Source organism: Winogradskyella luteola, from assembly GCF_019203985.1.
Taxonomy (GTDB): domain Bacteria; phylum Bacteroidota; class Bacteroidia; order Flavobacteriales; family Flavobacteriaceae; genus Winogradskyella; species Winogradskyella luteola.
On the sequence record NZ_JAGSPD010000003.1, the window covers coordinates 54492 to 75652 of the forward strand.

At 34.1% G+C, this 21161-nt stretch carries 21 protein-coding genes and 1 tRNA gene; 11 read left to right on the plus strand and 11 right to left on the minus strand.

The genetic code is table 11. From position 1 onward, the window contains the following. Window positions 1-7: 7 nt before the first annotated feature. The 5 genes from KCG49_RS04330 (at window position 8) to KCG49_RS04350 (ending at window position 4247) form a co-directional block, all read left to right on the plus strand. Window positions 8-1102 carry a BT_3928 family protein gene (locus tag KCG49_RS04330; RefSeq protein WP_218544976.1) on the plus strand — a complete coding sequence of 365 codons (1095 nt, stop codon included), beginning with the start codon at window positions 8-10 and terminating at the stop codon, window positions 1100-1102. An 86-nt stretch (window positions 1103-1188) separates the two neighbouring features. After that, the gene (locus tag KCG49_RS04335) at window positions 1189-2265 is read left to right on the plus strand and encodes an ABC transporter permease (protein ID WP_218544977.1); all 1077 of its coding nucleotides are present in this window, start codon (window positions 1189-1191) and stop codon (window positions 2263-2265) included. 88 nt (window positions 2266-2353) lie between these two features. Further along, window positions 2354-3103: a triose-phosphate isomerase gene (gene tpiA, locus KCG49_RS04340; protein WP_218544978.1), complete on the plus strand. Its 750-nt coding sequence runs from the start codon at window positions 2354-2356 to the stop codon at window positions 3101-3103. Between the two features lie 2 nt (window positions 3104-3105). Next, complete coding sequence (prmA, locus tag KCG49_RS04345; RefSeq protein ID WP_218544979.1) at window positions 3106-3942, plus strand: 50S ribosomal protein L11 methyltransferase; 837 nt, start codon at window positions 3106-3108, stop codon at window positions 3940-3942. 32 nt (window positions 3943-3974) lie between these two features. After that, window positions 3975-4247 (plus strand): ATP-dependent Clp protease adaptor ClpS, encoded by a 273-nt coding sequence (locus KCG49_RS04350; protein ID WP_218544980.1) that lies wholly within the window; start codon window positions 3975-3977, stop codon window positions 4245-4247. Window positions 4248-4314: 67 nt separating this feature from the next. Here KCG49_RS04350 and KCG49_RS04355 read toward each other — a convergent pair whose 3' ends face one another. From KCG49_RS04355 to KCG49_RS04380, 6 genes are all read right to left on the minus strand, one after another. Then, window positions 4315-4584, minus strand: coding sequence for a heavy-metal-associated domain-containing protein (locus KCG49_RS04355; RefSeq protein ID WP_218544981.1), 270 nt, complete (start codon window positions 4582-4584; stop codon window positions 4315-4317). Window positions 4585-4681: 97 nt separating this feature from the next. After that, a complete protein-coding gene (locus KCG49_RS04360; protein ID WP_218544982.1) occupies window positions 4682-6088 on the minus strand; it encodes an MBL fold metallo-hydrolase in 1407 nt (468 codons plus the stop codon). Between the two features lie 69 nt (window positions 6089-6157). After that, complete coding sequence (locus KCG49_RS04365; RefSeq protein ID WP_218544983.1) at window positions 6158-6961, minus strand: sulfite exporter TauE/SafE family protein; 804 nt, start codon at window positions 6959-6961, stop codon at window positions 6158-6160. After that, window positions 6962-7378 (minus strand): DUF6691 family protein, encoded by a 417-nt coding sequence (locus KCG49_RS04370; protein WP_218544984.1) that lies wholly within the window; start codon window positions 7376-7378, stop codon window positions 6962-6964. It abuts the gene before it with no gap. Between the two features lies 1 nt (window position 7379). Continuing rightward, complete coding sequence (locus tag KCG49_RS04375; RefSeq protein WP_218544985.1) at window positions 7380-7937, minus strand: YeeE/YedE family protein; 558 nt, start codon at window positions 7935-7937, stop codon at window positions 7380-7382. Between the two features lie 57 nt (window positions 7938-7994). Next, on the minus strand, window positions 7995-8630 hold the full coding sequence (locus tag KCG49_RS04380; protein ID WP_218544986.1) for a Crp/Fnr family transcriptional regulator: 636 nt from the start codon (window positions 8628-8630) through the stop codon (window positions 7995-7997). A gap of 116 nt (window positions 8631-8746) precedes the next feature. Here KCG49_RS04380 and KCG49_RS04385 point away from each other — a divergent pair. Beyond that, window positions 8747-8820: transfer RNA gene (locus tag KCG49_RS04385), tRNA-Arg, on the plus strand. A 104-nt stretch (window positions 8821-8924) separates the two neighbouring features. Here the strand turns inward: KCG49_RS04385 and KCG49_RS04390 are convergent. Beyond that, window positions 8925-9377: a pyridoxamine 5'-phosphate oxidase family protein gene (locus KCG49_RS04390; protein WP_218544987.1), complete on the minus strand. Its 453-nt coding sequence runs from the start codon at window positions 9375-9377 to the stop codon at window positions 8925-8927. A gap of 108 nt (window positions 9378-9485) precedes the next feature. On the opposite strand from KCG49_RS04390, the gene KCG49_RS04395 reads away from it, so the two are divergent. Both KCG49_RS04395 and KCG49_RS04400 read left to right on the plus strand, forming a co-directional pair. Next, on the plus strand, window positions 9486-10325 hold the full coding sequence (locus KCG49_RS04395) for a universal stress protein (RefSeq protein ID WP_218544988.1): 840 nt from the start codon (window positions 9486-9488) through the stop codon (window positions 10323-10325). 93 nt (window positions 10326-10418) lie between these two features. Further along, window positions 10419-11285 (plus strand): anti-sigma factor, encoded by an 867-nt coding sequence (locus tag KCG49_RS04400; protein WP_218544989.1) that lies wholly within the window; start codon window positions 10419-10421, stop codon window positions 11283-11285. A 65-nt stretch (window positions 11286-11350) separates the two neighbouring features. Here KCG49_RS04400 and KCG49_RS04405 read toward each other — a convergent pair whose 3' ends face one another. Continuing rightward, window positions 11351-11524 (minus strand): SsrA-binding protein, encoded by a 174-nt coding sequence (locus KCG49_RS04405; RefSeq protein ID WP_218544990.1) that lies wholly within the window; start codon window positions 11522-11524, stop codon window positions 11351-11353. A gap of 593 nt (window positions 11525-12117) precedes the next feature. Between KCG49_RS04405 and KCG49_RS04410 the strand changes: the two genes are divergently transcribed. Then, on the plus strand, window positions 12118-14076 hold the full coding sequence (locus KCG49_RS04410) for an endonuclease (RefSeq protein WP_218544991.1): 1959 nt from the start codon (window positions 12118-12120) through the stop codon (window positions 14074-14076). A 96-nt stretch (window positions 14077-14172) separates the two neighbouring features. Here KCG49_RS04410 and KCG49_RS04415 read toward each other — a convergent pair whose 3' ends face one another. Next, a complete protein-coding gene (locus KCG49_RS04415) occupies window positions 14173-16119 on the minus strand; it encodes a M56 family metallopeptidase (protein ID WP_218544992.1) in 1947 nt (648 codons plus the stop codon). Between the two features lie 2 nt (window positions 16120-16121). Further along, the gene (locus KCG49_RS04420) at window positions 16122-16481 is read right to left on the minus strand and encodes a BlaI/MecI/CopY family transcriptional regulator (RefSeq protein ID WP_218544993.1); all 360 of its coding nucleotides are present in this window, start codon (window positions 16479-16481) and stop codon (window positions 16122-16124) included. A gap of 165 nt (window positions 16482-16646) precedes the next feature. Here KCG49_RS04420 and KCG49_RS04425 point away from each other — a divergent pair, with 165 nt between their 5' ends. Then, window positions 16647-17597 carry a calcium/sodium antiporter gene (locus KCG49_RS04425; protein ID WP_218544994.1) on the plus strand — a complete coding sequence of 317 codons (951 nt, stop codon included), beginning with the start codon at window positions 16647-16649 and terminating at the stop codon, window positions 17595-17597. Between the two features lie 52 nt (window positions 17598-17649). On the opposite strand, the gene KCG49_RS04430 is transcribed toward KCG49_RS04425, so the two are convergent. Then, window positions 17650-18672 carry a glutamine synthetase beta-grasp domain-containing protein gene (locus tag KCG49_RS04430; RefSeq protein ID WP_218544995.1) on the minus strand — a complete coding sequence of 341 codons (1023 nt, stop codon included), beginning with the start codon at window positions 18670-18672 and terminating at the stop codon, window positions 17650-17652. A gap of 169 nt (window positions 18673-18841) precedes the next feature. Here KCG49_RS04430 and KCG49_RS04435 point away from each other — a divergent pair, with 169 nt between their 5' ends. Next, a complete protein-coding gene (locus tag KCG49_RS04435) occupies window positions 18842-21028 on the plus strand; it encodes a glutamine synthetase III family protein (protein ID WP_218544996.1) in 2187 nt (728 codons plus the stop codon). The last annotated feature ends 133 nt before the right edge of the window (window positions 21029-21161 follow it).

Here is a 21161-nt window from a genome sequence, read left to right on the forward strand (position 1 = left end):
ATATTTTATGAAATACATAGTACAGATAAGTAGAGTATTCGTTGGAGTCCTTTTTATTATTTCGGGATTTATAAAACTCAATGATCCTCTGGGGTTTTCTTATAAGCTTCAAGAGTATTTTGGTGAAGATGTTTTAAATCTAGAGTTTTTAATTCCTTACGCATTATTGATTTCTGTCTTTGTTGTCGTTTTTGAAGTTGTTTTGGGTGTTTTTTTGTTAATCGGTTATAAGCCTAAATTTACGGTATATAGCTTGCTGGCAATGATTGTGTTTTTTACGTTCTTAACCTTTTATTCGGCATATTTCGATAAAGTGAAAGATTGTGGTTGTTTTGGAGATGCCTTAAAATTGACACCTTGGGAAAGCTTTACTAAAGATATTATTCTACTGGTTTTAATTTTAATATTGGTTTACGGTTTAAAATACATCAAGCCTATTTTCACAAAATTACCAACCACTGTATTGGCTTTATTAAGTTTTATTGTATCGCTTTGGTTTGGGTATCATGTATTGATGCATTTACCGGCAATTGATTTTAGAGCTTATGCTATTGGAAAAAATCTACAAAAACAAATGGAGATTCCTGAAGATGCAGCTAAGCCTGTTTTAGAGTATACATGGACATTTAAGGTTAATGGAGAGGAAGAGAAATTTGTTACCAGTGGTAGTTACCCAGAGGTTGATGGAGAATATATTGGGGTTGATACAGAGACTATAGACGAAGGTTATATTCCACCAATTCAAGATTTTTCTATTGAATCTAATGATGAAGATTTGACATCCTACTTTTTAGAAAAGGAGAATCTTATTATGGTAGCAATGTATAATATTTCTAAAGCTGAAGCAGACGGAGTGGTAAAGCTAAAATACTTTTCAGATGAAGCTATAAAAAAAGGATATACGGTTATTGGTTTAACATCATCAGGTGAAGAAGCTAAGCAAAATTTAAAGCAAGAGTATAATCTTAATTTCGATTTTTACCTCTGTGATGAAAAAGTGGTTAAAACCATTGTACGTTCTAACCCAGGAGTTGTACTTTTAGAAAAAGGAACAGTTACAAACAAAGCACACTGGAACGATATGGAAGATATTGAACTGTAGTAATAAGTTACAGTATTCCTTTTTTTGATAAATTGAATATTACAATTTAGTTCTTGCGATTTGCAATGTGTTTGAATTAAGAAAATTTGATTCGTTATTTAATAAACAAACTATTTTATGCCTTTATCACCTTACTAGGTGTCGTCACTGTTATCTTCTTTTTGTTTACAATCCTTCCCGGTGATCCTGCAAAGATGATGCTTGGTCAAAACCAAACGGCAGAGCAGGTAGAAGCAGTCAAAAAAAAATATGGATTCGATAAGCCATTAGGAACTCAGTTTTTATATTACTTAAATGATTTATCGCCCATTTCATTTCATTCTAATAATTCAGAAGATTACACCTATTTAAGTACAAACAAATATAATCCTTCCCGTTTGTTTACAATAGGAAATGTCACTACGGTTATAAAAACACCCTATCTTAGAGAATCCTTTACCAAACAAGGCAAAAAGGTAACTGAGGTTATTGGAGATACCATTCCGAATACATTTGTATTAGCGGTTTCTGCAATTTTTATAGCTATTAGCCTTGGAATTATTTTTGGAATTATCTCTGCGCTTTATAAAGATACTTGGATCGATAAAACCATTCAGATTCTTAGTACGTTCGGTATGAGTGTGCCTTCTTTTTTTAGTGCTATTTTATTCGCATGGCTTTTCGGATTTGTACTTCATAAATACACCAATTTAGAGATGACAGGTAGCCTTTATGAGTTAGATGATTTTGGCGAAAAGATGACTATTCAATGGAAAAATTTAATTCTGCCAGCGATAGTTTTAGGGATTCGTCCATTGGCTGTGGTTATACAATTGATGCGTAATTCATTACTAGAAGTTATGAACCAAGATTATATTAGAACAGCGAGGGCCAAGGGATTGAGTGAGTTTCAGGTTATAAAAAATCATGCTGTAAAGAATGCATTAAACCCTGTGGTTACCGCCATATCTGGATGGTTTGCTTCAATGCTTGCTGGTGCAGTTTTTGTAGAATATATTTTTGGTTGGAACGGTTTGGGAAAAGAAATCGTCAATGCTCTAAATACACTAGATTTACCAGTAATTATGGGAGCTGTTCTGGTCATTGCAATAGTTTTTATTACAATTAATATCCTAGTTGATATAATATATGCATGGTTAGATCCAAGAGTAGAGTTGTCTTAACAATTACCTGACAATTATCAACCGTCTTTCTTCTTTAATACCTTATTTTTGTAATCTTAAAGTAAAGTAGAATTCAATTCACTATAAAATGAGAAAACATATAGTAGCCGGAAACTGGAAAATGAATAATGGTCTAATTCAGACGGAGTCATTGATTGTAGAATTAAAAAAGCAAACCAAAGCTTCAGATGCAGAGGTGATGATAGCACCGACATTTACCAACTTATGGCATGCTTTTCAGTCTACAAGACAACACGATATCGAAGTTATTGCTCAAAACATGCATTTTGCAGAAGACGGAGCATATACCGGAGAAGTAAGTGCGGGTATGCTAAAGAGTATAGGTATTAAAACCGTGATATTGGGTCATAGTGAAAGAAGAGCTTATTTCAATGAAACAGACGAATCTCTAGCTAAAAAAGTTGATGCTGCTTTAGCTAATGATATAAGGGTAATATTCTGTTTTGGTGAAGAATTGTCGGATCGTAAGGCAGAAAATGAAGAAGTTGTTGTAGAAAGCCAGATTAGGAATGCGTTATTTCATTTAGGTGCGGATGCATTTAAAAATATTGTTTTAGCTTACGAACCTGTTTGGGCAATTGGCACAGGTGAAACAGCTTCACCAGAACAAGCTCAAGATATGCATGCCTTTATTAGAAAGACATTAGCTGAAAAATATGGTAGTGCCACTGCAGATTCAGTTTCAATCCTTTATGGTGGAAGTGTAAAACCCAACAATGCCAAAGAAATCTTTGGAAAGCCAGATGTAGATGGAGGCCTTATTGGAGGAGCGTCCCTAAAAGCGGAAGATTTTTATGCAATCGTGAACGCATTTTAGTAATGTCTGATACAATATATATAGGCTATGATTTTAAGGTGAATCCGCTTCAACCAGCCACAGAAATACTAATAGCGGAACTGGGTTATACTGGTTTTGAGAGCTTTGTTGAGAATGACGAAGGTCTTACGGCTTACATACAAAAAGACGATTGGAATGCGTTTATTTTAGATGGTATTCAAATTTTAAAATCAGATGAATTTAAAATTACCTATGAGTTTAACGAAATAGAGCAAACCAATTGGAACGAAGAATGGGAAAAGAACTTTAAGCCTATAGTTGTTGATGATTTGGTAACAGTCCGTGCACCTTTTCACGACACACCCAATACCCAATACGATGTAATTATTGAGCCCAAAATGAGTTTTGGTACTGGTCATCATGAGACCACTCATATGATGATACAGCACATTCTGAAAAATGATTTTAATAAAAAATCAGTCTTAGATATGGGTTGTGGTACGGGTGTTTTGGCAATTCTTGCAGAAAAAGTTGGTGCCACTAACTTAGATGCGATTGATATTGATAACTGGTGCTACCTTAATAGCATAGAAAATGTGGAACGCAATAATTGTAACCATATTTCGGTTTATAAAGGAGACGTAAGTTTACTTAATGGAAAAAGTTATGACAGTATAATTGCTAATATTAATAGAAATATTCTTTTAGCAGATATTTCAGAATATGCTAAAAGCTTGAATGATAATGGTATGCTGTTCTTAAGCGGGTTTTATGAAGACGACATTCCATTAATCGAGGCCAAATGTAACGAGCACATGTTAAAATTGGATGAAATTATACAAAGAGAGCAGTGGGTATCGTTAAAATTTATAAATTAGTATAACGAGAAATCCTCAAATCCGTTAAAGCTATGACAAAAGAAAAACAATCCGAAGAATTGCTTCTTGAAGAAGAGGTTATAAAACAGAATGAAATTGTTTTGTTTAACGATGATGTCAATACCTTTGACCATGTTATAGATACACTTATTTATGCTTGTGACCATGTTCCGGAGCAAGCCGAGCAATGCGCTATCATTGTACATTATAAAGGAAAGTGTACTGTAAAAACTGGCTCTTACGACGATTTAAAGCCACGCTGTTCTAAGCTTCTACAGGCTGGACTTAGTGCTGAAATCGTTTAATCTGAACTTTTGTTTTCAGATTCTTCAATTACATGTAATAATTTGTATTCTAAAACGAACTCAGAGTCTATTTACTCATCCTACCAACTGCACAACTCACAAAAGATTTAGCTTTTTTGGGTAGAGAATTGGTTTCACCTTCCATAGGATAACCTAAATCCGATAGTTTCTTTTTAGCAGTTTCAAATATAGTTTCCGAATTATGACTGAAACTAACTTCATCAGTTTCATTGTCAACACTTACGTTTTCTACGCCATCTAATTTTGAAAGTTGCGTAACAATTGTATTGGCACAACCATGACATTTTAAATTTTGAATTTTTACTGTTGAGATCATAATATTCTACGATTTAGTAAAACTGAGTGCAGTCAAAGTCTTTGAAAGATAATATTCTATAAGGTTTAGTCTGCGCTCAACTTAACGTAATAATTAATTATAAGGTCGACAGGCATACGAAATCTGTAGTCGGTAAATCCGTTTTTTTTATGGCGGCAAAACCACCAGCAATATCAATAAGATTATCGTAACCTCTAGCTTTTAGTATGGAAGCTGCAATTACAGAGCGATAACCACCAGCACAATGTACGTAATAGGTTTTGTCTTTGTCAACTTCGTTCATTTTCTCATTAATGTAATCTAAAGATAAATGTTGCGCATTTTCTAAATGCATAGATGTATACTCACCATCTTTTCTAACATCGAGAATGTTAATATCTGATGATTTGGCTCTATTGGCAAACTCTTCAGCAGAAATAGATTCTAGTGTATCAATATCTTTGCCAGACGCTTTCCAGGCTTCAATCCCTCCTTCTAAATAACCTAACGTATTGTCATAACCTACACGAGATAATCGTGTTACGGCTTCCGTGGATTTTCCTTCAGGAACAACTAAAACAATAGGTTGCTTAATATCTGTAATTAGCGCTCCAACCCAGGGAGCAAACTGACCGTTTAATCCAATGAATATGGAGTTGGGAATATGACCTTTTATATAATCTGACTGTGATCTTACATCTAATACCAAAGCGGATTCATGATTAGCCAACGCTTCAAACTCCTCAGGGTTTAAGGGATTGTCTCCAGTTTTTAAAACAGCGTCAAAAGCATCGTACCCCATTTTATTCATCATTGCATTTTTAGCAAAATACTGTGGAGGAGGGGCAATGCCATCGAGTACTTCTTTTACAAATTCAGCTTTTGTCATATCTGCACGTAATGCATAATTGGTTTTCTTCTGCTCACCCAAAACTCCTACAGTTTCTTTACTTAGATTTTTTCCGCATGCTGAACCAGCACCATGAGCAGGATATACAATAACATCATTTGCTAAAGGCATTATTTTGGTGCGTAAAGAATCGAAGAGCATCCCGGCTAAATCTTCTTTGGTTAAATCAGATTTTATGGCTAAATCTGGTCGGCCTACATCACCTAAGAATAAAGTATCTCCAGAAAATATGGCATGGTCTTTTCCTGTTTCATCTTTTAATAAATAGGTCACAGATTCTAATGTGTGTCCAGGTGTATGAAGTACTTTGATAGTCAATTTCCCTAGCTTTAATTCCTCGCCATCTATTGCAGAATGAATATCATAATCTGTGGTAGCTCCTGGTCCAAAAACTATGGTAGCACCAGTCTTTTCAGCTAAGTCCACATGGCCAGAAACAAAATCAGCATGAAAATGTGTTTCTAAAATATATTTGATCTTTGCGTTATTGGTCTTTGCCTTATCGACATATTGCTGTGTTTCCCTAAGTGGATCAATGATAGCAACTTCTCCTTCAGATTCAATGTAGTATGCACCTTGTGCTAAACATCCTGTATATAATTGTTCAATTTTCATTTTTATAGTTTTGAATAGTACAAATTTACAAAACTTCAATTTTTGTAATGTGACATTTATCACAAAGTATTATAAGAGCTCTTTGTAAATGATATAAATCGCCATGATAAGTGTAAAATAACCAAAGCCTTTCTTTAGCTTTTTTCCACTGATAAATTTTGAAAGGTAACCCCCTAAAATAATACCTATTATTGATATTAAGGTAAAGGTTGATAAGAATGTCCAATCTATTTCAATATTTGGTATGTCTCCCAAAAAACCGATTAATGATTTTACGGCAATGATTAATAGTGATGTTCCAACAGCTTTTTTCATGGGTAGCTTAGCCAATAATACTAATGCGGGAATAATTAAAAACCCTCCGCCAGCACCAACGATGCCAGTGAGAATTCCAACCACAAAACCTTCTACAGCAATTAAAGGATAATTAAAACTTTGAGTTTCTGTTTCAATATTTTTTAGCTTGTTAGGTTTATTTTTTATCATGGAATAGCTTGCGAGAAGCATAATGACAGCAAATAGCACCATGATAAATATGTTGTTGGTGACTTCAAAATCTCCAACTGAAAAGACAACTTCTGGTATCATCTGTACCAAGAAGCGTCTTGTGAGATAGACAGCAATAAAAGCAGGAATGGCAAAAATGATAGCGGTTTTTATATCTACCATACCTTTTCTAAAATTCTGGAAGGCACCAATAACTGAGGTGACGCCAACAACAAATAAAGAATATGCTGTTGCTGTAATGGGGTTAAGGCCAATAAGGTATACTAAAACTGGAACGGTTAGTATGGATCCTCCTCCGCCAATAAGACCCAAGACCAAACCGACAATCAATGCTCCTAAAAATCCTAAAATTTCAGTAATTTCCATCTAATGCGGTAGTTTGTTTCTTAGCAAACCATAAACATAGGTGCCTAAAAGTGCAGCGGCAATTACGATGATTATCGAAAAAACACCAGTGCCTACAAGTATATACATTGGGCCAGGACATGCGCCACATAATGCCCAACCTAGCCCAAATATAATTCCTCCTAAGATATAGCGAGTCAATCCTCTTTCCTTTAGCGGTACTTTTAAGTTGCTGCCATTTATGGTTTTTATCTTTAATTGATTTGATACTAAGAGTAATATTATACCTGTAGCTACCGCAGTACCTATAATGCCATACATATGAAAAGATTGAAACTTAAACATTTCAAAAATTCGGTACCACGATACGGCTTCGGATTTTACTAAGACAATTCCGAAAAACAGGCCTACTACAAAGAACTTTATATATTTTCCCATCTTAAAATAGTATTGGATAAATAAAATGAATCATGATTAAACCTCCTATAAAAAAACCAATTACAGCGATTAGCGAAGGTCTTTGTAAACTGCTCAAACCTGTAATGGCATGGCCAGAAGTGCATCCGCCAGCATAACGTGTACCGAAGCCCACAAGAAATCCTCCAAAAATGAGGATGGATATACCTTTAATGCTTAAAACAGCATCCCAACTAAATAGTTCAGGCGGTAGAAGGCTTTGCCCTGCGTTTTCGAAACCAAGTGCTTTTAAGTCTTCAACCGTATTTTGGCTCAAATCTATATTTATAGGATTAGATAAGTAGTGGTGCGCTATAAAACCGCCTGCGATAGCTCCCAATACGACCACTAAATTCCAGCGCTGACTTTTCCAATCGAACTTAAAAAACTCAACACGTTTTCCAGCTCCGCCAATAGCACATAATGTCCTAAGGTTTGATGACATACCAAATGTTCTACCAAAATAGAGTAGTAGAAACATGACAATCGCAATACACGGCCCAGAAACGTACCAAGGCCAAGGTTGTAAAATATATTCCATAAATTTAATTTGATACAAAAATAATGTTATGTATTTAAGCCAATGTTACAATAGTTACTAAAACTCTAAGACTTTAATTTTGTTTCTTCCGAGCTTGATTTTACGTTCTTTTTCAAGTTGCTTTAAAAGCCTAGATATAACCACTCTAGAAGTGTGTAAATCTTCAGCGATTTCTTGATGAGTTATTTCCAAATCAGTAGAGGCAGATAGCTTAACCTTATCAGTAAGGTGTTTAAACAAACGTTCATCCATTTTCATAAATGCTAAAGTATCTATGGTTTCTAGCATTTCGTCAAACCGAATTTGATAACTCTGTAAAATAAAATTTCGCCAACTCTCATTAGAGTTAAACCAAAGTTTCATGTTTTCAAGTGGTATCATTACTACTGTCACATCTTCATCTGCAATGGCTCTTATTTTACTTACCGATTTAGACATACAGCAAGTTAATGACATGGCGCAGGTATCACCCGACTCTAGTACATATAGCAAGAGCTCATCTCCGATATTATCCTCCCTTAAAACCTTAATATTTCCTTTAATAAGTAGTGGGATAAAGTTTAATTCCTCTCCTATGTCTATAATAATATCAGTTTTATTGTATGTTCTTAAAAAAGAAACTTTAGTAATGTTTTCAATTATTTCTGAATCGAAAAGATAATTAAAAGGCTTAAGAAGTTCGGTGGAAATCATACTTCAAAAATACAATTAGAATTTTGAAATAAATAGTTTGGATTATTTTTAATAAAAGTTCTATATTTGCACCCCTTTTACAATTGAAGTCTTGGGCTAAAATGTAAAAGGTAAAAGGCCACGTGGCGCAACTGAATAGCGCACTTGATTACGGCTCAAGAGGTTGCAGGTTTGAATCCTGCCGTGGTCACTTAGAGTTAAAAATCCATTTTTTCAAGAAATGGATTTTTTAGTTTTTATGAAATGACGAAGTATTGCAAATGATTTAGAGCTATTTTTAATTTATCTAAGTTGTTAAGACCTCATTCTACCTGTCATTTCTTCAATACTAATAAGAAATACAATGGGAATGTCTTGATTGTAAATCTTACTTGAGAATTCACTTATGTAATCTAGATCTTTAAGCTCCTTTTTTAGGACAATACTTTTAATACCTAAAGAGAACTCATGCAAATACAGTTTAGCCGTTCCGCCATCAACTTCATCATAACTGCCATGGACTAAAACAGATTTCCATTCCCTAGGCGAACTTATAGTATTGACTGCTAAAGAAATTTCAGGTTTTTTTCGCATAGCATTAATTTTATGCCCTGGACCAGAATAGCAGATCATATAGTTGTCCTTTTCATTATAAAAATAGGTAATAGGAATCGTATAGGGTCTGTTGCTACTTATGTAAGATAAGTTGCCAATATAATTGTTTTTTAATACGCCACTGCATTGTTTCTGGTCTAGATCTTTAATCATAATTACGGAATTTTCAATGAATATAATCACTTACAAATATATTTTTAATGATAAATGTCATCAGTTGACTGATTTTATTTTAGTAAATTATCGGAAAGCAGAATTACAATGAAAAAAATACTTCTACTTACTGATTTCTCCGAGAATTCCATTAACGCAATGCGGTATGCATTACAATTGTATTACAATGATTTTTGTGATTTTATTGTAATGAACATTCATGATTCCATGACTTATACAACAGATGATTTAATGGTTAGTAAACCAAACGAAAGTATTTATGAGGCTTTAATTAAGGAAAATAATGAAAAATTGAAACGTATTGTAAATGATTTAAAGCGTCGTTCCAATAATAGATTGCATACATTTTATCCTGTGGTAGATTACGATGTCTTTGTAGATGCAATTAAGCAAGCCATATTAAAGCACAACATAGAATATGTGGTCATGGGTACTAACGGTGCTTCTAATTTACGGGAAGCTTTACTTGGCAGTAACGCTTTAAAAGTTTTAAGAACTATAAATTGTAATACATTAGTTGTACCAGAGGGTCACAGTTATAGAAAATTAGAAAAAATATTGTTGGCATTGGATATAGATGATTATGCAGATCATAAAACAGTTGTGGATATTATAAATCTTGTTAAACAACTAGATATTGATATAAAAGTGGTAAGGTTTTTGTCTTCTGAAGACAATCTGCAAGCAAAAATAAACCTTGATAAAGAGTTGTTGTTAGAGTTATTGAATGAGAAAAAGTTCACTTACGATACGGTTTATGGTTTGTCGTTGTCGACAATTTTAATCGATGATAATTTATCTAAGGGAGCCGACATGATAACTCTAGTTGGCCAATTTAAAGGTTTTTTTGAACGATTATTTACCGATCCTAGCAAAACAAAAATTAGTAAAAACCTATTATTGCCATTAATGGTGTTTCATCATTAAAAAAAAATTTAAAAAATATCAACTGTTAGCCACCTAACATTTTAATCGTTGTCGCTAATCTAAATTTGCCTTAAATAATTTAAATAACAAGCAATGATTAAAAAAACATTTTTGGGATTATTGGCAATTGGTTTAATTGCTATGTCCTGCAGTAGCGACGACGATAATAATACGTCAACAACATCAGATTTAATATTAAACCTTGAAGGTTTAGAGGCTTTGGGAGCTGATTACGTGTATGAAGGGTGGATAATTGTAGAAGATGAACCTGTAAGCACGGGTACATTTACCAGTGTTGCATTTCCACAGGTGTTTTCAGTAGATGCTTCACAATTAGCTAGCGCAACACGTTTTGTATTATCTATTGAACCGGCAATTGATCCAAATCCTGCGCCAGCGGACACAAAGATTTTAGTAGGTGATTTTAACGGTGCCTCAGTATCAGCAAATACCAGTATTGTAGGAGATTTTTCTAATGCAGCCGGTTCGTTCTTTTTGAGAACTCCAACAGATGAATCTGGTATGAACAATGGTAACGATGAATACGGTGTATGGTTTGGTACCCCAGGAATGCCTCCAACACCAAACTTTGTTTTACCTACATTGCCAGCAGGTTGGGCTTATGAAGGTTGGGTGGTAGGTGACTCAGGACCATTAAGTACAGGAACATTTACCGAATTTAACACAGCTGATAGTGCTGCGCCATTTAGCGGAGCTGCTGCTGGGCCACCAGTGCCAGGCGAGGACTTTTTTGAAAATGTACCAGCTGGTGAAACATTTCCTTTAGATGTGAGAGGGCGCACTGTTGTGATTTCGGTTGAGCCGGTTCCAGATGATTCTCCTGCACCTTTCGTATTAAAACCTTTGGTAGGAACTGCAGGAAACGATACTGCACCAGCAACACATGCATTCGATCAGAATTTAGGATCGTTGCCTATGGGATCGGTAACACGAAATTAAGATGTACTTTATTGAAAAAGAAAATTTACCGCTAATGCGATAGATTAAATTGAGTTTTTAAAAGGCTACCAATCGGTAGTCTTTTTTTTGTCTAATGCATTTTTCGTTACATAGACTCGCCAGCCTATTATGGCAAGTTGTAGTTTAGATGCCTTGCTTAGGTCTAACTGCTTTTTTGTGTAAGATGGTAGTATGGCTTTGTTTAATTTAGCTAAAGCCTTAAAGATCGTTTTCTTCATTGTACAAATAATAAAGACTTTTTGGTCTAAAATTACTTTGTAACAAAAATAGTAAAACTTATTCTAGAACTAAGTTCTACTTTTTTGAGGGTTGGTTTTTGGTTGATTTTAATTTAGAATATTGAAAAAATAATATCAATAATCAATTTTGCTAATGTCATCATAATTTTTTGGTTTAGAGGTTAATAAATCAGTTATGTTTCTTGATTGAGTTTTCAATATATATCCACAACAAATAATCTTCCAAACGTTTTTGTGAAAATCGATGAATTTGCATTTACATTTATAAGTAAAAAGATGATAATGTTTACTAAAATTTGTGACTTGTCTATAAATAAGTTATAATTTATAATAATAAATTGATTTTTTTATTACGAATTTATATGTTTCAAGGGTATATTTTGAATGTTTTTTTAAAACGTAGGGGCATTTCATCTTCAAACTATCAGTTTTAGGGCATTTCATCTTTTATGGGTTTTACTTTACTGATATTTATCATAGTATTTTTTGCATATTTTTTGTAATAAATTTTAGTATTTTGGGTTTTAACAATTAGACAACATATAACACCTATATTTGTTAAAATTTTCATTATGAAATGCGTATTAATTTTATTTGTGCTATTCTCTTGTACTTTGGTTTGGCCTCAAGATTTAATTATAAACGAGCTTGATCCAGATTCTCCAAGTACGGATACTGCAGAGTTTATAGAATTGAAGTCACAAACACCAAACTTTTCTACTGATGGCTATATTCTTGTTTTTTTTAATGGCTCTAGTAGTGGTGCAGATTCTAGTTATATGGTTATTGATTTAAATGGTTACACTACTGACAATAATGGTTTGTTGGTTATAGGTGGTGAGGGTGTGTCACCTTTCCCCCAGGTTTTAACCTCTGAGAGTGTAATTCAGAACGGTGCTGATGCAGTAGGGATTTATCAAGCTTCTGTAAATGATTTTCCACAAGGAACTTTAGCGACGCAGAATAATCTCGTTGACGCTATGGTATATGGAACCAATGATCCGGATGATACAGTTCTATTGGGATTAATGGGTGAAACAACACAGTACAATGATGATGGGACAAATGCAAACCCAAGATCGATTCAACGCTTTGTGGATGGTATGGGAGTCGAGTCTTTTTCAACGGCTACACCAACACCACGACGCGAAAATGATGGTTCAGGTATTGCTATTAATCCTGTAGAGATTTCAGTAATGGAGACACAATATGATGAAGGTGCAAGTTTCGATATTACATTTACTTCAGAAACTAATGTTACTTCAGACTTAAACTTTACCATTGGTTTAAACAATTTTGGTTTTGATGCTTCGGACTTTACAGGAAACTTAAGTTTAACTATTTTGAATGGTCAAAACTCTACGAGCACTACTATTAATTTGGTTGATGACAATTTAGACGAAGGTGATGAGGTGCTTCAAATCCGTTTTGTAGATTTAGAAGAACCTGTAGTGCCGTCCAATAATTTAGTAGAGGTTAGGGTTGTGGATAACGATTTTACAATGGCAGCTTGGGGAACTCCACTTAATCCAACTACAGGAATTGTACAAAGTACTCAGCCTGTGGGCTATTACGATAGTTTAGATGGTCTGGCAGATACAGCTTTAAGGCAAGCTTTACAAGATATTATTGCGGATCCAACTGTGGTAAGAGCACAAACTTATGCAGATGTAATTGATATTCTATTAGAAGCAGATCAAAACCCAGAGAATAGTAACCAAGTTTGGCTGTTATATACAGAGCAAGGTCGTGCTAAATTAGATTTGCAAACTGGAAGTAGTAATGCAGGCAAATGGAACAGAGAGCACACTTATCCTAGATCTAGAGGTGGTTTTTTTGATATTGAAGAGGATGAAGTTGCAGATGGTATAGATGTATTCTGGACAACTAAAGCGGATTCCCTTCGTCATGGTAACTCTGATGCGCATGCTTTGCGAGCTGCAGATGCTTCTGAAAATAGCTCGAGAGGTAATCAGCATTATGGAGAATATGTTGGGCCAAATGGTACTTTAGGAAGTTTTAGGGGAGATGTGGCACGTAGTGTTTTGTATATGGAAATAAGGTATAACGATTTAGAAGTGGTCAATGGTTTTCCAACTAATGTAGGTCAATTGGGTGATTTAGCAACACTTTTGGATTGGCACAGAAACGATCCGCCAGATGATTTTGAAATGAATAGAAACAATATTGTTTATGAATGGCAAAAAAACAGAAACCCATTTATAGATCAGCCGCTTTTAGTAGAATATATTTGGGGAACAAATATTGGTGATGCTTGGGATCAGTCATTAAGTGTTGATGGAAATGAATTTTCGGAAGTATTGGTATATCCTAATCCAACAAAAGGGAGGCTATATGTTTATGGCTTTAATAATAAACCAAATGCTGAAGTGTTTTCTATAGATGGTAAACTTTTGAAACATTTTAAATCTATGGATAATTATATAGATTTAAATTTGCCCCCAGGCTTATATCTTGTGAAGTTCTCTAGCAATAACCGTTCTATGATTAAGAAGGTTATTATAAAATAGTGTCAAATATAATCTGGTGCAAGATTGTTAGATTAAAAAAAGTCAAACTAAATAAATAGTTTGACTTTTTCGTTTTAATTGATTGATGAAATTTAACTAGTTCTTTTTTGTTTTTATAATAACAACACCATCTTTAGCTTTATCTCCATATTTTTCTATAGCACTTTTGTCTTTTAATACTGTCATAGATTCTATGTTGTCAGATGATATTTCAAGCAGGTTTTCTTCTGTAGATTCCTTACCGTCAATAATAATCAATGGTGCTTTACCGTCATCGCTATAAAAATAGATTTTGTTGCCAGAGTTGTTTAAAATAATTATGTCTTTATTGCTATCCGTAAGGTTGTTTAATTTATGTAAAGCTTTTACTTTGGCACTGCCTTTAACAACAATATTGTCGTCTTCCTCTTCAAGAATAATTTTCTTTCCGTTAACTATTATGGTTTCTTGCGCATCATTATTTTTACCTTCAACTATAACTTCGACTATATCATCATCCCCAGAAATCAGTTCAATATTTTTAGATGTTTTAATGGTCTTTACTTTTCCTTTTTTGCCATTGCTTCGTACTATATATTTTGTGTCTTGTCCATTGTCATCTTCATATTCTGTTTCTGTAATTACAAAGACATTGTTTCCGCTGCCAGATTTATTAATTTTGTGTGTATTTCCTGTATGAGTTTCATATACGTAAGTAGTTTTGCCATGTTGTGTATGTCCGTTTCCAATTGAAATACTGTTACTGTCTTCATCAAAAACTATCATTATAGGATCTATTGCTTCGTCTGAGTTTACATTATAACTGGCATTGGATTTTTTTGATTTGGCATCAATTTTAATACCCGTGATTTCTCCTTTGCTATTACGCTTTATACCTTTAAATTTAACGGTTAACCCTTCTCTTTTTAGATCCTCTTTGATTATGTCTAACTCAGCATCTGATGTGTTTTTGTTAATTACTACAACAGAAGTATTGTCTAATGCGTTAGAGTCATTTTTACGTGTTTTAGATGAGGCTTTAGCAATTAACGTATTCTCTTTTTTCTGATTGTTTTTAGTTGCTGTGGCATTCCCTTTTGGCTTAGCATTTGTTTTATCATCAAATTCTATAGTATCATAGAAATTGTTTAGATGAGCAGAAGCCTCAATTGGTGCTACTTCGGTTAAATCTCTTGGGTCATCAATTTCAATAAAAATTTCTTTTGTATTAAAACTCATTAAAAAGAGTACCAATGCTGGTAGAATTAGCAAATATTTCAAAGCATTTAACTTTTTTGATTTCGATTTGTGTAACATGATTATTCGTTTTTTGATTTGTGAATTGTAAAAATTATTTGTGATTAAAAACTTGTGATTAGGAATACTGGACTTTAATAATATACGTTGGTAGCTTTTTTCACATTTAGAAAAATCCTGTGCTTTTTTGTCGGCTATAAACTCTAAATTTTGTTGTACTTCCTTTTTATAAAGCCAAATAAGAGGATTAAACCAAAAGATTACACAAGCCAATTGTGTTAAGATAATATCGATAGAATGTAATTCTTTGGCATGTACTTTTTCGTGATTCAAGATGTGACTTAGCTCTTCTTTTGAATATTTTTTAGGGTTGTAAACAATCCAATTAAAAAATGAAAAAGGAGGAACATCGTTATCGGTTTCAACTAAAACGTGCGGTCCGCTTTTGTAATATTGGTGCTTGTTCAGCAAGAATTTAAGTGACGCAAGTTCTATAAGTAATTTGCCCAAAAAGAAAGCGAGGCCAACACCATAAATGGTATACAACAGTTGCCAAATATTATAAGTAGGCTCTGAAACGTTTTGATTAGCTTCCATATTTGTAACAATTGTGAAGTTATTGTCTGCTACCATAGGCACATATTCTATATAAATTGGTATAACAACCAAAGGAATTGATAATGAGGTCAATAACCCCAACAATAGATATAGGCGGTTGGTCTGAAAAAATGTTTCACGCTGTAACAGCATTTTGTAAAAAATATAGAAAATAAATACTACAGCAGATGCTTTTAAAAGATACTCCATGATTAGTCTTTATTTTCGATTAGTGCAATAATTTCCTTAAGCTCATCAACGCTTATCTTTTCTTCCTTGGCAAAAAAGGACACCACATTTTTATAAGAGCTATTAAAATAGTTTTCAATAGCAGTGGTCATAAACCGTTTTTTGTAATCCTCTTTAGAAACAATAGGGAAGTACTGGTGTGTTTTTCCATAAGCATTATAACTCACATAGCCTTTCTCTTCCAAATTTCTAATAATTGTGGATAGGGTATTGTAATGCGGCTTGTCGGTTTTAATCTCTGCTAGCACATCTTTTACAAACCCTTTTTCGAGCTTCCATAAAATGTGCATGATTTCCTCTTCTTTATTTGTTAGTTTTTGCATTGAAATGATAAATTAAATTATCTTGATTCCAAATATAACTATTTTTATAGTTATGAAACTAAAATAATAGTTATTTAACGAAATTTTTAGTTTTTCGTTGCTTTAAAAATGAAATGCTATCTTCGCGATTTAATGAAGAGAGCAGATTAAATATCTATAAATTAAATGAGTGTATTCCTTGTTATAGCTGGCTTAGCGTTGCTGGTGGTAGGTGGTGATTTTTTGGTAAGAGCATCAGTTGGCTTGTCTTTTAAGCTAAAAATTTCTAAACTGGTTATTGGTATGACCGTGGTGTCTTTTGCAACTTCTGCACCAGAGTTGTTGGTAAGTTTGCAAGCAGCTTTTGATGGCATATCGGATATAGCACTGGGTAATGTTATTGGGTCTAACATTGCAAATATTGGTTTGGTTTTGGGCATTACCGCAATTATTTCCCCATTGGCAGTAGATAGGGATTTCTATAGGCTCAACTGGCCAATGATGATGTTGGCTTCCTTTGTGCTCTATTACTTTTTGAAGAATGATGAAGTATTAACAGATGTCGAAGGTCTTATATTATTTGTTGCGCTTATCGTTTTTCTTTTCATATTAATCCGTAGCTCAAGAAAATCGACTAAGGCTAATCTTGAAGAGGTTGACGATGCGTTAGCTGTGGTCTCTAATTTTAAAATTGTAATGTGGTTGTTAATTGGTGCTGCAGGTCTATATTTTGGTTCTGAGTGGTTGGTTGAAGGGGCGAAACAATTGGCAAAAGCCATAGGTATAAGCGATTATGCCATTTCGGTAACTGTAATTGCCATAGGAACAAGCGTACCAGAACTAGCGGCTTCAGTTATTGCTGCGCTTAAAAAGGAAAAGGCAATTTCTTTAGGGAATTTAATAGGTTCCAATATATTCAATATTGCTTCAGTTTTAGGTTTAACGGCTATTATAAAGCCTATTGTGGTTAATCCTGAAACTCCAGAAATATTGTCCACAAACATTTTTTGGATGATTGCTTTTGCGGCTATTTTAGTACCGTTAATGTTAATTCCCAAGCGGTTTGTTATTGGTCGCTACAAGGGTATGCTTTTGTTTGGGGCGTATATTGTTTTTATATATTTAACTTTGAAATAAAAAAGCCTTAAGATTACTCTCAAGGCCTTTAACAAATAGTTTTATATAAGGATTATGCTGTTATATCAGCACTTTTTACAGTTTTTATAATTCTACCTGCAATTTTATAAGGATCACCATTAGAAGCTGGTCGTCGGTCCTCTAACCAACCTTTCCAGCCTTTTTCTACAGTAATAATTGGGATTCTAATAGACGCACCTCTGTCTGATATACCATAACTAAAGTCATCAATAGACGCTGTTTCATGGTCACCAGTTAAACGTTGATCGTTAAACTCCCCATATACGGCAATGTGTTCTTTTACAACAGGTCTAAATGCTTCACATATTTTTTCATAAACTTCTTGGCTACCACAGGTTCTCAAGGTTGTATTGGAGAAGTTGGCATGCATACCAGAACCATTCCAATCCATATCTTTTCCAAGAGGTTTTGGGTGATATTCAATATAGTATCCATATTTTTCGGTAAGACGATCCAATAAGTAACGTGCTATCCAAATTTCATCTCCGGCTTTTTTAGCACCTTTAGCAAATAGTTGAAACTCCCACTGACCAGATGCTACTTCTTGGTTAATGCCTTCAAAATTTAAACCTGCGGCAATACATAAGTCTGCATGTTCTTCAACTAAGTCTCTTCCGTGTGTATTTCGACCCCCAACAGAGCAATAATACAAACCTTGAGGTGCAGGATAACCACCAACAGGAAATCCTAAAGGCAGTTGTGTTTTTCTATCCATAATAAAGTATTCTTGTTCAAAACCAAACCAGAAGTCATTATCTTCATCTTCAATTGTTGCTCTACCATTGGACTCGTGAGGTGTTCCGTCTGCATTTAAAACCTCTGTCATTACTAAGTAACCATCCTTTCTTGCAGGATCTGGGTAAATTGCTACAGGTTTTAATAAACAATCCGAAGAACCTCCTTCAGCTTGTCGGGTAGAACTACCATCGAAAGACCAAATAGGACAATCTTCTAATTTACCACTAAAGTCATCTTCAACTTTGGTTTTACTTCTCATGTTTTGAGTTGGCTTGTAGCCATCCAACCAAATGTATTCTAATTTTGATTTGCTCATTATAATAGGATTATGAATTTTTGATAGGCAAATTTCATTAAAATTTAATTATACCCCAAAAAAAATAGGGTTAAATGCTAAAAAATCTTATTAACAGTTGTTAATACCCTTAAATTTTTAAGGGTATTTAATATTTATTTAGATTTGTGGTCTAAAACAGATTATAATTATGTCAACATTAAGATTTAATGCAATAAAAGAATCTTTAAAAAGAAAGCCATTAAAGGTTGAAGAGTTTAAACGTCGTTCCGAAGTTTTTGGATTTAATGTATTTAATGCAACGGCAATGCGACAATATTTAACTAAAGATGCTTTGGATAGTATTTTTGAGGCTATTGAAAAGGGTAACAAAATAGATCGTATAATTGCGGACCATATTTCTACGGGAATGAAAGAATGGGCCATTTCCAAAGGTGCGACACATTATACACATTGGTTTCAGCCTTTAACAGGTGCAACAGCAGAAAAACATGATGCTTTTTTTGAAACTATTGGTGATGGTTTAGCTATTGAAAAATTTGGGGGAGATCAATTGGTGCAACAAGAACCTGATGCTTCCAGTTTTCCGCATGGAGGTATTAGAAATACTTTTGAAGCTAGAGGTTATACTGCTTGGGATCCGACATCTCCAGCTTTTATATATGGTACAACCTTATGCATTCCAACAGTGTTTGTAGCTTATACAGGCGAGGCATTAGATTACAAGACGCCTCTATTGCGAGCGCTTCAAGCGGTAGATAACGCAGCAGTTGATGTTTGTAAATATTTCGATAAAAATGTAAAGAAAGTAAATGCTTCTTTAGGTTGGGAACAAGAATACTTTTTAATAGACAACGACCTTGCTACATCAAGGCCAGATATTGTATTGACAGGTCGAACGCTTTTAGGACATTCGCCAGCAAAGGGTCAGCAGCTCGATGATCATTATTTTGGAACTATACCAAATAGAGCAATGGCGTATATGCGAGACTTGGAGAATGAGTGCATGCTATTGGGTATTCCGGTAAAAACGAGACATAATGAGGTGGCTCCAAACCAGTTTGAATTGGCTCCTATATATGAAGAAGCCAATTTAGCTGTTGACCATAACTCATTATTAATGGATGTAATGCAAAAAGTTGCGGAGCGTCATAGCTTTATGGTGCTTATGCACGAAAAACCATTTGCGGGTGTCAACGGATCTGGAAAGCACAATAATTGGAGCTTAAGTACGGATACAGGTGTTAATCTTTTATCACCAGGTAAAACACCGATGAGTAACTTACAGTTTCTGACCTTTTTCATTAATACGATTAAAGCGGTTCAAACCCATGAAGAGTTATTGAGAGCAGCAATAGCATCAGCAAGTAACGACCATAGGTTGGGGGCAAATGAAGCTCCACCTGCGATCATCTCTGTATTTATAGGTGCACAACTGACCAATGTGCTAGAGGAGTTAAAAACTGTTACCAAAGGAAAGTTGTCTCCGCAAGAAAAAACAGATTTAAAGCTTAATGTTGTTGGAAAAATTCCTGAGATACTTCTAGATAATACGGACAGAAATAGAACCTCACCATTTGCTTTTACTGGTAATAAGTTTGAGTTTAGGGCTGTAGGTTCTACAGCTAATTGTGCTAACCCTATGACAGTTTTAAATACTATAGTGGCAAAACAATTGATAGATTTTAAAACAGAAGTTGATGCATTGATAGACAAAAAAACCATGAAAAAGGATGATGCTATATTTAATGTATTGAGAGAATATATTAAAACTTCAAAAAACATTCTTTTTGAGGGTAATGGCTATAGCGAAGCGTGGGAAAAAGAAGCTAAGAAGCGAGGTTTGAGTAATAATAAAACAACACCAGAGGCTTTAAAAGTAAAAGTATCAAAGTCATCTTTAGAGCTTTTTGAAAGTTTAGGAGTCATGAATAAGGTCGAAGCACAAGCGCGTTTCGAGATTGAGATGGAAGAGTACATTCTTCATACGCAAATTGAGAGCAGGGTTCTAGGGGATATAGCCCGCAATCATATTGTGCCTACAGCTGTAAGATATCAGAACATATTGATTGAAAATGTTACAGGTCTAAAGACAATTTATGGCAGTGAGTTTAAAGATTTTGCTAAAGAACAACTTGCATTAATAGAACAGATATCTAGCCACATTGAAGCCATAAACTCATTAGTTACAAAAATGACTAACGAACGTAGAAATTTAAATAAAATAGATAATATTGAGAAAAAAGCAGACGGTTACTGTAATAAAGTAAAACCTTTGTTTGAAGATATAAGATATCATTGCGATAAACTTGAGCTTATGATTGATGATGAGCTTTGGCCATTGACGAAGTATAGGGAACTTTTATTTACCAAATAAGGCTTTATTCAAAATAGAGGACCTTTAATGATAAAAGGTATATTAACGTAAAGTTACCTATCTTAATGTATAAGTAATGATACGTAGAAGAAATCGTTTTAAATTCTGTATCTGTGTAGTTCGTCGATTACAA